The organism is Wenzhouxiangella psychrophila (assembly GCF_042310375.1).
Lineage (GTDB): Bacteria > Pseudomonadota > Gammaproteobacteria > Xanthomonadales > Wenzhouxiangellaceae > Wenzhouxiangella.
Window position 1 is genome coordinate 119,633 of sequence record NZ_JBHJMQ010000003.1, and the last position, 12,571, is coordinate 132,203.

Sequence of the window (12,571 nt, forward strand, 5' to 3'; positions counted from 1 at the left end):
CACGACGATGTCAAGATTGGTCGGAAAGGCGGCCGGACGAGGGCCTGCCGGGGCTTCGGCCCAGCGTGAAACGTTGCACCAATACGAACAGCGTCGGCACCACCACCATGGTCAGTACGGTGGCCGTAATGATGCCGCCGATGATGACCGTGGCAATCGGCGAGAAACGCTCGGCCCCGACGGCCATCTCCAGTGCCAGCGGCAGCATACCGGCGATGGTCGACAAAGCGGTCATCAGGATCGGGCGCAGGCGGGTGGCCACCGCCACGCCGACGGCCCGTGCCGGGCTCGCGCCGGATGCCACCCGCTGCCGCGCCAGGTCAAGCAGGATGATCGAGTTGTTGACCACGATGCCGACGAGCAGAATCATGCCCAGCAGTGCCGACATGGAAACGTACTTTCCGGCGATCAGCAGGGCCGATGCCGCGCCGATGAATTGCAGGGGTACGGCCACCATGATCGTGATCGGATGGGCGAAGCTGGAGAACTGCACCACCAGCAGCAGGTAGACGGCCAATGCCGAAAGCATCAGGGCATTCATCATGCGAGCGCGAGCCTCGCCGAAGTCTTCCTGCTCGCCAACCAGCGTGACTTCGAGGCCGGATGGCGGGTCGAAGGTGGCCAGGCGTTCGCCCACGTCGGCAACGACCGCCGACAACGGCCGCCCGTCGTGGTAGCCGAGAATCTCGAGTGTCCGCAGGCCGTCCTCGCGGGTGAGGATGCGCGGCCCCTTGGCCGTCTCCAGCGAGGCGATCTCGCGCAGCGGCACGCTGCCGGCTGGCGTTCGAATGACGATGTTTTCGAGATCGTCGATCTGCTCCCGCTGCTCGGGCCGGTAGCGCACCACCACGTCCAGGTCACGTCGCGGCGGCTGTCGGTAGCGGGTGGCGACATGACCGTCGATGGCACGATGCACCGCCGCGGCGGTGCGACGCGCGCTCAAGCCCAGCTCGCTGACACGGTCCTCGTTGAGATGAACCCGTACTTCCGGAGTATCCAGTGACCAGTCCTTGTACAGGTCAGTCATGCCCGGAATGCCGGCCAGGTGATCGAGCAGGCGGGTGCCGGTTTCGTCGAGGCGGGCCGGGTCGTAGCCGGAGATGCGCACCACCACGGGCGCGGCGGTGCTGCTGCGCGCCGTGCCGCCCATTTCCTTGGGTACGCCCAGCATCACGCCCGGAGTGTGTTCGAGGGCCCGGCGGACCTCGTCCATGATTTCCCACTGGCTGGGCCCGCGCTCGGTGCGCGGCACGAGGCTCACGGTCACCTCGGCCTGGTTGGGGTTCATCGCCCCGCGCTGACCCATCGAACGGCCCCCCGGTTCGTGACCGACGCGGATGCCGACGTCGAGCACCTCTTCGCGGCCGACCAGTACGTCCTCGACCACGCCGAGGGTCGCCATCGTCTCCTCGACCGGGGTACCCGGCACCGTGTCGACAATGACCTGGAAGCTGCCCGAGTCGAAACGCGGCAGCATTTCGCTGCCGATCAGGCGCAGCATGCCGAAACTCGCCACCAGCAAAAGGGCGGCCAGACCCAGCGTGATGACGGGATGGCGCAGCGCGGCCCACAGCGCCGACAGGTAGCCGTGGCGGGTGGCCCGCATGGCCCCGTCCAGGGCGCTGGTGATGCGTCCCGGCGACGCGTCGGGGTCGGCGGGCTTGAGCCACCAGACCGCCAGCAGCGGAATGAGCGTGACGGCCATGACGAACGACGAAGCCAGGGCGAAGGCCAGCGTCATTGCCAGTGGCCGGAACAGCTCACCGATGAACCCGCCCATGAAAATCAACGGGACAAGTACGCCCAGGGTCGTGAGTGAGCCACCGAGCTTGGCGCCGAGAATCTCGCCGGTGCCGTCCATGGCCGCGCGGGTACTGCTGATATCACGCTCGCTCAAGTGACGGTGAATGTTCTCGAGGATGACGATGCCGTCGTCGACCAGCAGGCCGATGGCCAGGATCAGTGCCGACATGCTGACCATGTTGAGATCCAGGCCCGCCATCTGCATCAGCATGAAGGTGCTCAGGAAGGCGGCCGGAATCGACAGCGCGATGATCAGTGCCTGGCGCCAATTGGTCAGAAACAGCAGCACGACGATCATGGTCAGGGCGACGGCCAACAACACTGTGTTGGTCATGTCGTCGATGACCTTTTCGGTAAAGACCGAGTCGTCGTCGGCAATCACCAGATCGATCTCGGGCAGTTCCCTGGCCAGTTCGTCGACCGCCTCGCGGACGCCGGCGGCGACCTCGACAGTATTGGCATCGTCGCGCCTGAGGATCTGCACGGCGATGGCCTGGCGTCCGTTGTGGCGATAGGCCGAGCGCTGCTCGCCGGGAGCGAGTTCCACTTCGGCGACGTCGCCCAGGCGTACGAAACGGCTGTCGGCCGCCTTGAGCACGATGTTCTTGGCGTCTTCGGCCGAAGCCAGGGGCGCGTCAAAGCGCACTACCGCCTCGCGCCGGCCCTCGTTGATGCGGCCGCCGGGCGCGCTCAGATTCCAGTCATCGAGGGCGGCCATCACCCGGTCGGTGTCGAGGCCGGCGGCATCGAGTTGATCGCGGTCGATGGCCACGTGCAGTTCGAGCTTGTGCCCGCCGAAGATGTCGACCGCGGCTACGCCCGTCACGCGCTCGAGCCGATCGCGCACGGCGTTGTCGGCCAGCTCCCGCACCTGCTCGACGGGTAATGCCCCGGAGACCAGTGCGAGGGTCACGATCGGTTTGTCGGCGGTGGAGAATTCCAGCACCTGTGGTTCTTCGATGCCGTCCGGCAACGCCTGGCGAACGCGTCCGATGGCGTTCTGCACATCGACGGCGGCCAGCGCCGAGGTGGTTTGGAAGTCGAACTCCGTGCGCACCACCGACAGGCCGATCTGGCTGCTGGAACTGATGCTGGTGATGCCGTCGAGGCTGGCGAACTCTTCTTCCAGCAGCCGGGTCAGGTCGTTGTCCACGTCGGCCGCGGCCATGCCGGGAAACTGCGTGATGACGGTGACCGTCGGCGGATCGGTGTCGGGGAACAGGCGCACCGGCAGTTCGTAGCGTGCCTGCAGCCCCAGCACCAGGGCGGCAATGATCAGGGCGATCACCGTGTGGCGGTGGTCGAGCACCCATTGCGGCCAGCGGCTCATGATTCGCTCTCGCCGCTTTCAATGTGGATGCGCACCCCGTCGGACAGGCGCGGATCGGCGGTCAGAATGACAGGCTCACCGGCTTCAAGCCCAGCTTCGATGAGAATTCGGCCATCTTCGCCGGGCCCCGTTCGCACCGCGCGTCGCCGCGCCTTTTCGCCATCGGGTACATAGACCCAGCTTGCCCCGTGTTCGCTGTGGATGGCCTGGGCCGGCAACGTCAGGGCGTTCTCCCAGGCTCCGAGGCGGGCATGGACCACGGCAGCCATGCCCACGCTCATACCGGCCGCTTGTTCGGGCAGCATGACGGCGATGGTGGCATTGCGCGTGGAATCGTCCAGCGCGGGATAGATGCGGTCTATCCGCCCCTGTAATTCCCGATCGAGGGCGGGTATCGCCACGGTCACCGGCAGTCCTTCGCGGACATGACCGATATCGGTCTGGGCCACGCGCACCACCGCCTTGAGCGAATGGTCGGCAACCAGTTCGAGCACCGGGCTACCGGCGCGCGCCAGTTCCCCGCGCTGGACGTGCAGGCGTTGCACGGTGCCGGCAAACGGCGCGCGGCCGGTGGCGTACGCCAGCCGGGTCTCGACCAGCGTCAGATTGGCCGCGGCCTCGCGCTTTTGCGCGGCCAGGGAGTCGACGCGCTGGGCGGCATCGTCGAGCAGCTTCTCGGGGGTGAGTTCGCGGGCGAACAGGTCGCGCTGGCGTTCGAGATCACGGCGTGCGTTCTCGAGCTCGCCGCCGGCGCGTTCGATCACCGCCTCGAGGCGTGCGCGTTCGGCCTGCAGCTCGGCATCGTCCAGGCGAAAGACCGTGTCTCCGGCGGCCACGCGCCGGCCTTCCCGGTAAGGCAGTTCCAGCACCGTGGCCGTAAGCTGGGCCGAGAGCGTCGCGCGTTCGTCCGCGTCGATGCTGCCGCGCCAGCTTCGGTGCACGGAAAACGATTGTGGCGTCACGCTTTCTACCCGCACCGCAATCGGCGGGGCAGCTCGGGTCGGCTCGGGATCGACCGTCTCGCGGTATTTGACGACGGTTGCCCAGCCGATCCAGGCGACAAGGGCGAGCCCTACGGTGAGGCCGATCAGCGATTTGGGCGAAGGTCTGGCGGGAAGTTTCATGGCTGTCTCCGGGCCTCGCGCTGCGGCGGGCTGTGCGGCAATTGGGAATGCAGTTCGATCGTATTCACAGTTGCGAGTAAGTGCTTACTCGCTCCCATGTCAAAATTTTTACGGCTTGAGCAGCGCGGGCTCCAGCAACCGCCACAGTGCCGCGGCTTCGTTCGGGAGTTCGAAGTGGAAGTCGTGGATGGACCAGCGCATCACCAGGCCCTGGATCATGGCCAGGATCAGGCGCGCGGTCTCGTCGGCGTCGAGATCGGCGCGAAACACGCCGCTGTCGATCCCTTCGCGCAGCAGGCCGGCAACGGTGCTGGTGTAGGCATCCATGATCCGGCTTACCGCGCCCTTGAGTTGGGCGTTTTCCTGGTGCAGGCGCTCGGAGAACAGCAGTCGCGGCAGGCCCCGGTGTTTGGAGATGAAGTGAAGCTGCTGCTCGAGCAACTGGCGCAGGCGCTCGTCGGCCGGTCCCGAACCAGCGGCAACCGAACTGACCACGCCGAGTAGATGGCGCGCGATCCATTCGATCACCGCCTGGAGAATGCGATCGCGGGTCTTGAAGTGCCGAAACACTGTCGGCTGGGCAATACCGACACGCTCGGCAATGGCCTGGGCCGTAATTTGGCCACCATCGTTCTCCGCGGCCAGGTCGATCACGGCCTGTACGATTTCCTCGCGTCGTTGTTCACCGCTCTTGCGCATCTCAGTATATGTAAGTGAGCACTTGCTTTCTTATAGGAGTTGTCGAGCCGAATGTCAAGGGCAGCAACTTGACCAACGGTCAAGAAGACGACACCCAGAGTCAAGCGGGGGACAGGTCGGCTCGTTAAAGTGGGGGCTTTCCGACCGCGAATGGCTCTTCATGGATCGACCTGACCAATACGACAAGGCGGCTCTGGTCGCTTGTGGGCACGGCCGCCTGTTTGACGGCGACATGCGGCTGCCCATCGATGAAATGCTGATGTTCGATCGCATCACCCGCATCAACGACAGCGGTGGTGCCTACGGCCGCGGCGAGGTGGTGGCCGAGTTCGACCTGCATCCGAACCTGTGGTTCTTTCGTTGTCATTTCGAGGGGGACCCGGTCATGCCTGGCTGCCTGGGCCTGGATGCGTTGTGGCAGCTGGTCGGGTTCTTTCTGGCCTGGAACGGCGGCAAGGGCCGTGGGCGCGCCCTGGGAGTCGGTCAGGTGAAGTTCTTCGGCCAGGTGCTGCCCGACAACAGCCTGGTTCGCTATCGGCTCGATATCCGGCGCGTCATACAGCGCGGCCTCGAGATGGCCGTCGCCGATGGCACGGTTTCGGTCGACCATCGTGAAATCTATACCGCGCGTGATCTCAAGGTATGCCTGTTCACATCGATGGAAGCGTTCGGAGGTTCGACGTCATGAGGCGCGTGGTGGTGACGGGCATGGGCATTGTCTCCAGCCTGGGTTCTGGCCTCGAAGCGGTCGATCAATCCCTGCGCCAGGGTCGCTCCGGCCTGGTGTTCAGCGACGAAGCGCGCGAGGCCGGGCTGCGCAGCCATGTCTGCGGGGGGATCGACTTTGATCTGGAGGCGCATATCGATCGCCGCCTCCGGCGGTTCATGTGTCCGGCCGCCGGCTATGCCTGGCAGGCCATGCGCGAGGCGATCGAGGGTTCCGGCCTGGATGAGCGCCAGGTGCGATCGGATCGGACCGGGCTGGTCGCCGGCGCCGGCGGGAATTCCAGTGTGGAATTGCTCGACGCGATCGACACTCACCGCGAACGCGGTGTCCGCAAGGTGGGGCCGTTTCGCGTGCCCAAAACAATGAGCAGTTCGATCAATGCCTGCCTGAGCACGGCCTATGGCATTCGCGGCGTCAACTATGGGATCACCTCGGCCTGCGCGACGAGCGCACACGCCATCGGGCATGCCGCCGACCTGATCGCCTGTGGACGCCAGGACATCATGTTCGCCGGCGGTGGCGAGGACGTGCACTGGAGCCTGAGCATGCTGTTCGACGCCATGGGCGCGCTGTCGACACGTTACAACGATACGCCCGAACGCGCGTCGCGAACCTACGATGCCGACCGCGACGGATTCGTCATCTCCGGCGGGGCGGGCATGCTGGCACTCGAATCGCTGGATCACGCGCGCGAGCGCGGTGCCGAGATCATTGCCGAGGTCGGCGGCTTCGGGGCGACCTCCGACGGTGCCGACATGGTCCAGCCCAGCGGCGAGGGTGCGGGGCGCTGCATGCGCCAGGCGATGGCCGGCCTCGATCAGCCGGTCGCCTACGTCAACACCCACGGCACCAGCACGCCGGCCGGCGATATCGTCGAGCTGGAATCCCTCGCCGAGGTATTCGGCGGCGATATCCCGCCGCTGAGTTCGACCAAGCCGCTCACCGGCCATGCCCTGGGCGCGGCCGGCGTCCACGAGGCCATTTACTGCCTGCTGATGCAGCGCGGTCGTTTCATTGCGGCGTCGGCCAACATCGAGCGGCTCGATGAAAGGGCCGAGGGCTACCCGATCGTGCGCGAGCGCCGCGACGATGTCGACTTGCCGGTAGTGATGAGCAACAGCTTCGGCTTTGGCGGCACCAATGCCAGCCTGGTCTTCAAGCGCCCGGCTTCTGAATGACGGCTCGTCCGGGGGAAACTATTTCGGCTGAGCGTTACGAAAGCGTGCCGGTGATTGCCCCATCCAGCGCTTGAACGCACGGCTGAATGCGCTCAGTTCGGAAAAGCCCAGCTGGTGGGCCACCTCGGTGAGCGTGTGCCGGCGATCGCGTAGGAAGACAAGGGCCTGTTCGCGGCGCGCTTGATCGAGCAGGGCCTCGAAGGTCTGGTTTTCGTCCTTGAGGCGCTTGTAGAGGGTCTGCCGGCTCATGCTGAGCTGGTCGGCGATCACCGCCACCTGGGCCCGGCCGCTTTCAAGCTGCCGGTCGATCAGCGCGCGAACCCGCGCGCTGAAGCCCGGCTGCGAGCCCATCCGGTCCTGGACAAGCTGCCACAGCTGCGCCATCTGGGAAGGCGATAGTTCGGGGTTGTCGGTAGCCAGGCGGTCTGCCGGTATCCGGGTTTGCTGCGCCAGTTCGCGCGGCGAGATGCCGGCTGAAACAAGATAACGCAGCATGGCATCCGCCAGTTCGTTGATCGAACTCACGGTGTTTGCCTCCACCGGTCAGGCGCCGGGATCACAACGGGCCGATGATGGTACACCTTCGAGCGGGGCGGCGCGAGTCCAGGCGCGCGAGGATAAGCCGCTCGTTCAGTCGATTCCGAGCAGCTTGTGGGTCTGAATGCTCAACCGCCACCGCGGGTGCTGCATGCAGTAGTCGATGGCCAGGCGCGTGTTTTTTGCCACCTCGGGGCCGTCCATGGGTTGCAGCAGGAAATGATTGAAGTCGAGTTCTTCAAGATCGCCCGGCTCGAGGCCCTCCTGCGGATAAACCAGCTTGAGCTCTTCGCCTCTCGTCAGGACCAGGTCGGTGCCGGCCTTGGGGCTGACGCATAGCCAGTCGATGCCGGACGGCGCCGGCAGAGTGCCGTTGGTTTCCACCGCGATCTCGAAGCCTTGACCGTGCAGGGCCTCGATGGCGCTTGCGTCGAGTTGCAGCAGCGGTTCGCCGCCGGTGCACACCACGAGCCTGGGCCCCGATGCGTTGTGGGGCCAGCGCCGGGAGACGGCGGCCGCGAGCGATTGGGCATCCGCGAACTTGCCCCCGCCGGGCCCGCCCGTGCCGACGAACTCGGTATCGCAGAACTGGCAGATGGCGAGGTGCCGGTGCTGTTCGCGGCCCGACCAGAGGTTGCAGCCGGCAAAGCGCAGGAACACCGCCGGCCGGCCGGCGTTGAGCCCCTCGCCCTGCAACGTATGAAAGATCTCGCGCACGGAGTAGGTCATGGCACGAGCAGCCCCCGGTCGTCCGGCTGGCGGCAAAGCAGCGCGCCGCATCCGGGGGTTTCGAGCACATCGACGCGACTCAGTCCCGGCAACTCCGAAGCCATTTCGGCATCGATATAGGCGGCAATCGACGCCGGGCCGTTGTCGGACAGGCCGGGATGTTCGTAAAGGGGATGATGATCGAGCGCGCGAAAGACCGGATCGAAGCAGTGCTTGACGTCGCCGTAGTCGTACACCCAGCCCATGACCTCGTCGAGGCCGCCGGAAAGATGCAGGCGCGTGGTGAACGTGTGGCCATGGATCAATCGCCGGGGATCGCCTTCCGGCGCCCGGGCGAGCCGGACCGCGCTGTCGAAGGACATCGACTTCCAGATGCGCCAGCCCTGGCCGTCGAAGTGGCAGCCGGCCGATGCCGTTTCCATGACGGTCACGCCCGACAGGCCCGGCAGCGTGTCCCGGAGGCCTTGCCATATCCATTGTGCCAGCACTTCGCTGGTGGGGTTCTCCAGCCCTGGCAGGTCGTTGAGGCAGGCCAGGTTAAGTTGCCGGTGGATCGGGTTCCAGGCATCTGCAATGGCCTGCTGGACAGTCCGGGCATTGGCTTGCGGATCGAGGGCGGAGAACAAAACGACTTCGAATCCGTGCCCGTGCATCCGGCCGCATTTGTGACCGGCGGGTACGTTGGGTAATCGGTGGGCGGCTTCCAGGCGGAAGCGCTGCCAGGCAAGACGCGAGCCCTCGGGCCTTACGATCGCGCCGCGATCCGGTGCGCTCTGCAGCGCCAGGCCGGCCGTGCCTGCCAGTCGGGATTGATCCAGCAGCCACTCGGCAACGCTTGCGTCACAGGGCTCCGGGATTCGATCATTGAGCAGGCTGTAGTCGAGCGTTGCGACTTTCTGCGCCAGGCGATTGTGGAGCCATGCCGTCTCGTCCCCGCGAAAACCCGGCCGGCAGGCCGCGGCCGGAGCCACGATGCGCGCTTCGAAGCCGTGACCGTGGAGTGTCCCCCGGCCCGCAGGGTCATCCAGCTGCCGAGCGGCCTCGAAAGACTGACTGGCGACGACAAAAAGCGACGGAGAATGCATGCTGGAGAGCGGGTCGCGCCCGGAGCAGCCACGGTCGGACGGAGGAGGGCCGACTGGGGAAGAGTGGTGGCTACGGGTGGACTTGAACCACCGACACCAGCATTATGAATGCTGTGCTCTAACCAACTGAGCTACGTAGCCACGAACGAGCCGCGTATTGTTCTGTTTTTGGCGCCTGAAGTCAAGACTTTGGCGGCTTTCTGGCGGTGTGCAGCACGCAGCCAGATGCCGTGATGGAGTTCACGTTACCGGGCACTTTAATTGACTTCCGTCTTGGCCGGTGCTTTACTTGATCGATCCCACCGGGCGTCGTTGTCATGAGGAAGTCGTTGCAGGGTTCGGCCGCATGCCGCGGTCTTGTTTGCGGGGGGCTTTTCGTCATTCTGGCAGGGTTTTTCAGTTCGCCATTGCTGGCCCAGGACTTCCTGGTCATGCAAGCCACTTGCGGCTCGCTCCTGACCCAGGGGGAGGGGACGCGCAAGGGTCTGGAAGATTACGTCGAGATCAGTTCTTTCCATCACGGAGTGGCCAACAATATTGAGCTGGGCGGCTCCGGCGGTGGCGGCAAGGTCACGCTCGACAGTTTCCGCGTGGCCAAGCCCGTATCGGGCAGCTCGATCGGGCTGGTCGACTCGCTCGTCACCGGTAAGCAATGCCAGGAAATTCGTATCGAGCGCTGGGGCGCGGACCCCGGCACCGGTGAGAGCGTTCAGCGCTGGCGGGTCTTGGCGAGCAGCGTCTTCGTTGAGGAGCGCAAGGAGTGGCATGCCGGCAGTGACGGGCCGGCCGAGGAATCCCTTGGATTTCTAGTGGCCGAGAAAATCGAGTGGACCTACATCGACGCCAAGGGTGGGGAGCTCAGCACGTCATGGAACTTCCTAACCGTTTCCGCCGAGTGAAACAGCGGTACTGCTTACCGCTCGCCGGCCTGCTGGTCTGCGGCCAGGTGGCCGCCGGCCCGGTTCGCGTCATAGTCGACGGCGAGAAGCTCGAAGGGCTTGCAGTCGAGGCGGTCTTTCTCCTGCCCGACGGCACCCAGCAGACCTGGCAATCGCTCCTGGCCGACTGTTTTGCCCAACAGGGCGCCGGCCTGCTTGTCTACGATCCTGGTAGTGGCGATTGCCGGCCTTTCGAACTTGCGCTGCCTTCCGAATGGCCGGATACGTTCGAGCTCGAAGGCGGTGTGGTCGTCTTCGACACGCTCACGCGTGAGACCTGCCTGCCGGGCGAATGCGTCGTAACGGCCGGAGGTGGCGCGCCCACTGGCGGCCCGGTCGAACCGCCCGATCCGATTTTTGCCGACGGATTCGAGTTGCTGATTCCCCAGTCCTGAGTACATTTCTCCCTGGGGCGGCACAGTTGCAATGTGCCGTTACAGGCCTTCGAAGCGATCGCTGAACAGGCCGCAGCCCTGACTGTCGCCGTCGATGATCACGTGAAATGCGGCGTTTTCGGGCATCGGTAGTTGGTCCTGGTTGAAGATCGCCCAGCGGCTGCCGTCATACCAGATGCCGATGGGGTGGGCGTTAAAAACCCCCTGGTCGGCACTTTGAGTGACCTGCATGCGGGCGCAGGGGTTGCCGTCGAGCAGCGGGTGACGCAGCCAGGTCCAATTGTTCGAAATGTTCGCGCCGCGGGCGATGTGCTCGAAGGCGTTCTGGCTGGGATCCTGGGCGAACAGGGTGAAATCGGCGCCAGCCGGGATGTTCTCGATGTCGAGATTAGCGATGCGCCAGTGACCGGCGGCGTAGAGTACGCCGATCGGGTGGTCATTGTAGGTGCCGGGGGCGTCATCCAGATTCCAGTGCTGTGAAACGGCAAGCAGGCGCTTGGGGTGGTCGTTGGTTATCCCTTTGTCGATCTGCGTAGTGCTTTGGCTGGTGTTGTTGAAGTGGGCGGTGGCTTGAAGGCTGTCACCGGGGACAAAAATGGCGAAAGCCGCGCCTTGCGGAATATCGTCACCGATCGATTCGTTGAATACTCGCCAGAAACCACTGCCATAGTAGAGCCCCTCGTTGGCATCGTTGTAGATACCGCCCCGGCCGTAGGGATTCCAAACCTGGGTGATCTGCGGATAAAGCCCGGGCTGGTCATTGAGCGATGGATTGTCGATGGCAAAATTGTTGTTTCCACCAGCGGGGTCACGCACCAGCAGCCATTGATCGCCGAACTCGAATGCCCCGATGTCGACGCTGCCGCTGATGTAACGGCTGTTGCCGCGAGCATCCAGTGCCGGGAACCCGCCGGTTGCCACATTGTCTCCCGCGTCGATGGCGGGCGAGCCCGCACGCAGTCTGCCGGGCAGATTGGGATGCAGCAGTGGGTCCGCCATGATCGAGGTCGCATCGATGCTGTCGGGCTCGCTGACATTATCGAAGAACAGATTGTGGCGTTCGTCCAGCGTGGCCTCTTCAGCGACGAGCCAGGCGCTGAAATTGTGGGCAATCAGGTTGTTGGCCACATTGGCCGTGGTCGATCCGCCGTCGCCGACCCTCAGGGCCAGGGCATAGCCCTTGTTGATCACTGTGTTATTGGTGATATAGCCGGTGACGGGCTCGCCGAAGCTCCACAGCGCGATGCCGTCGCCCTTCTGGCTCTCCGCAGGCGGGTTGTGCACCAGGTTGGAGTAGACATAGGCCCAGATGCTGCCGCCAGCGGCGCCATTGTAGATATCAATGCCCCGGCCGACGGCACCTACGACGGTATTGCCGTAGATTCGTGTGCTGTGGGCGCTGCCTTCGTAGTCGTACACTGCGATGCCCTTGCCATTGGGGCCGCGGACGCGGATCGTGTTGCCTTCAATTTTCCCCCGGATCCAGCCGGAGGCGGGGCTCCAGCCGTTGACGCGGATCGTTCCGTGCGATTGAGGGGGGCTGTCGGAGATGGTGTTGTAGCGAACGGCGTAGTCGAGATCCGCACCGGCCACGTCGGAATGCGAAGATATCCAGATAGCGGGCTCTCCGTCCGGCCCGGAATCGAAGCGGTTGCGTTCGATGACGATCGAGCCGTCGCCGTCGTCGTGAAAGACATTGATCTGTCCGCGGGCAAATCGCAGGCCACGAATGTTGGTGGTGTGGTTACCCCCATCGGTGAAGTTGACGATAATCTCGTGGTCCTCGACAAATCGAGGCAGGTAGCCCGCCGCGGCCTCCAGGGTGAGCGACTTGTTGATGACGGAGATACTTTCTTCGACATCGTTGGCTGCAATGCGAACAACGTCGCCAGGACCGGCCGTGAAAACGCAGGATTGGAGTGTGCCGTCGCAGGGTGCGGCGCCGGGCCAGGTCAGCACGGCAGCCTGGGCGGCGGCGCCAAAGGCAAGCGCAGTTAAAAGAATGGCTGCTTTCATGCCGATCTCC

11 protein-coding genes and 1 tRNA gene are annotated in these 12,571 nt (G+C 64.7%); 4 read left to right on the forward strand and 8 right to left on the reverse strand.

Annotated elements, in window-relative coordinates:
- Nucleotides 1-10: 10 nt before the first annotated feature.
- From ACDC66_RS05260 to ACDC66_RS05270, 3 genes are all read right to left on the reverse strand, one after another.
- Nucleotides 11-3,133 carry an efflux RND transporter permease subunit gene (locus tag ACDC66_RS05260; protein WP_376695638.1) on the reverse strand — a complete coding sequence of 1,041 codons (3,123 nt, stop codon included), beginning with the start codon at nt 3,131-3,133 and terminating at the stop codon, nt 11-13.
- Nucleotides 3,130-4,257: an efflux RND transporter periplasmic adaptor subunit gene (locus ACDC66_RS05265; protein ID WP_376695639.1), complete on the reverse strand. Its 1,128-nt coding sequence runs from the start codon at nt 4,255-4,257 to the stop codon at nt 3,130-3,132. Before ACDC66_RS05265 ends, ACDC66_RS05260 begins: the two co-directional genes overlap by 4 nt.
- Before the next feature lie 108 nt (nt 4,258-4,365).
- Nucleotides 4,366-4,956: a TetR/AcrR family transcriptional regulator gene (locus tag ACDC66_RS05270; protein ID WP_376695640.1), complete on the reverse strand. Its 591-nt coding sequence runs from the start codon at nt 4,954-4,956 to the stop codon at nt 4,366-4,368.
- Between the two features lie 160 nt (nt 4,957-5,116).
- Here ACDC66_RS05270 and fabA point away from each other — a divergent pair, with 160 nt between their 5' ends.
- Both fabA and ACDC66_RS05280 read left to right on the forward strand, forming a co-directional pair.
- The gene (gene fabA / locus ACDC66_RS05275) at nt 5,117-5,644 is read left to right on the forward strand and encodes a bifunctional 3-hydroxydecanoyl-ACP dehydratase/trans-2-decenoyl-ACP isomerase (protein ID WP_376695641.1); all 528 of its coding nucleotides are present in this window, start codon (nt 5,117-5,119) and stop codon (nt 5,642-5,644) included.
- Nucleotides 5,641-6,861 (forward strand): beta-ketoacyl synthase N-terminal-like domain-containing protein, encoded by a 1,221-nt coding sequence (locus tag ACDC66_RS05280; RefSeq protein ID WP_376695642.1) that lies wholly within the window; start codon nt 5,641-5,643, stop codon nt 6,859-6,861. The genes fabA and ACDC66_RS05280 overlap by 4 nt, the downstream gene beginning before the upstream one ends.
- 18 nt (nt 6,862-6,879) lie before the next feature.
- Here the strand turns inward: ACDC66_RS05280 and ACDC66_RS05285 are convergent, their stop codons facing one another.
- The 4 genes from ACDC66_RS05285 to ACDC66_RS05300 form a co-directional block, all read right to left on the reverse strand.
- The gene (locus ACDC66_RS05285) at nt 6,880-7,386 is read right to left on the reverse strand and encodes a helix-turn-helix transcriptional regulator (protein WP_376695643.1); all 507 of its coding nucleotides are present in this window, start codon (nt 7,384-7,386) and stop codon (nt 6,880-6,882) included.
- 105 nt (nt 7,387-7,491) lie between these two features.
- On the reverse strand, nt 7,492-8,127 hold the full coding sequence (queE, locus tag ACDC66_RS05290) for a 7-carboxy-7-deazaguanine synthase (RefSeq protein WP_376695644.1): 636 nt from the start codon (nt 8,125-8,127) through the stop codon (nt 7,492-7,494).
- A complete protein-coding gene (locus ACDC66_RS05295; protein WP_376695645.1) occupies nt 8,124-9,212 on the reverse strand; it encodes a 6-carboxytetrahydropterin synthase in 1,089 nt (362 codons plus the stop codon). Before ACDC66_RS05295 ends, queE begins: the two co-directional genes overlap by 4 nt.
- A gap of 64 nt (nt 9,213-9,276) precedes the next feature.
- Nucleotides 9,277-9,353 (reverse strand) — tRNA-Met (locus ACDC66_RS05300).
- 176 nt (nt 9,354-9,529) lie between these two features.
- Between ACDC66_RS05300 and ACDC66_RS05305 the strand changes: the two genes are divergently transcribed.
- On the forward strand, nt 9,530-10,111 hold the full coding sequence (locus tag ACDC66_RS05305; protein WP_376695646.1) for a type VI secretion system tube protein Hcp: 582 nt from the start codon (nt 9,530-9,532) through the stop codon (nt 10,109-10,111).
- Entirely contained in the window at nt 10,108-10,545 is a 438-nt protein-coding gene (locus ACDC66_RS05310) for a hypothetical protein (protein ID WP_376695647.1), read from the forward strand. The genes ACDC66_RS05305 and ACDC66_RS05310 overlap by 4 nt, the downstream gene beginning before the upstream one ends.
- A gap of 39 nt (nt 10,546-10,584) precedes the next feature.
- Here ACDC66_RS05310 and ACDC66_RS05315 read toward each other — a convergent pair whose 3' ends face one another.
- Nucleotides 10,585-12,561 (reverse strand): DUF7452 domain-containing protein, encoded by a 1,977-nt coding sequence (locus ACDC66_RS05315; protein ID WP_376695648.1) that lies wholly within the window; start codon nt 12,559-12,561, stop codon nt 10,585-10,587.
- Nucleotides 12,562-12,571 lie beyond the last annotated feature (10 nt).

Coding starts and splice junctions, on each gene's coding strand:
- ACDC66_RS05305 (WP_376695646.1), top strand. CDS start 9,530: ATGAGGAAGTCGTTGCAGGGTTCGGCCGCATGCCGCGGTCTTGTTTGC.
- ACDC66_RS05270 (WP_376695640.1), bottom strand. CDS start 4,956: ATGCGCAAGAGCGGTGAACAACGACGCGAGGAAATCGTACAGGCCGTG.
- queE (WP_376695644.1), bottom strand. CDS start 8,127: ATGACCTACTCCGTGCGCGAGATCTTTCATACGTTGCAGGGCGAGGGG.
- ACDC66_RS05295 (WP_376695645.1), bottom strand. CDS start 9,212: ATGCATTCTCCGTCGCTTTTTGTCGTCGCCAGTCAGTCTTTCGAGGCC.
- ACDC66_RS05280 (WP_376695642.1), top strand. CDS start 5,641: ATGAGGCGCGTGGTGGTGACGGGCATGGGCATTGTCTCCAGCCTGGGT.
- ACDC66_RS05315 (WP_376695648.1), bottom strand. CDS start 12,561: ATGAAAGCAGCCATTCTTTTAACTGCGCTTGCCTTTGGCGCCGCCGCC.
- fabA (WP_376695641.1), top strand. CDS start 5,117: ATGGATCGACCTGACCAATACGACAAGGCGGCTCTGGTCGCTTGTGGG.
- ACDC66_RS05265 (WP_376695639.1), bottom strand. CDS start 4,257: ATGAAACTTCCCGCCAGACCTTCGCCCAAATCGCTGATCGGCCTCACC.
- ACDC66_RS05260 (WP_376695638.1), bottom strand. CDS start 3,133: ATGAGCCGCTGGCCGCAATGGGTGCTCGACCACCGCCACACGGTGATC.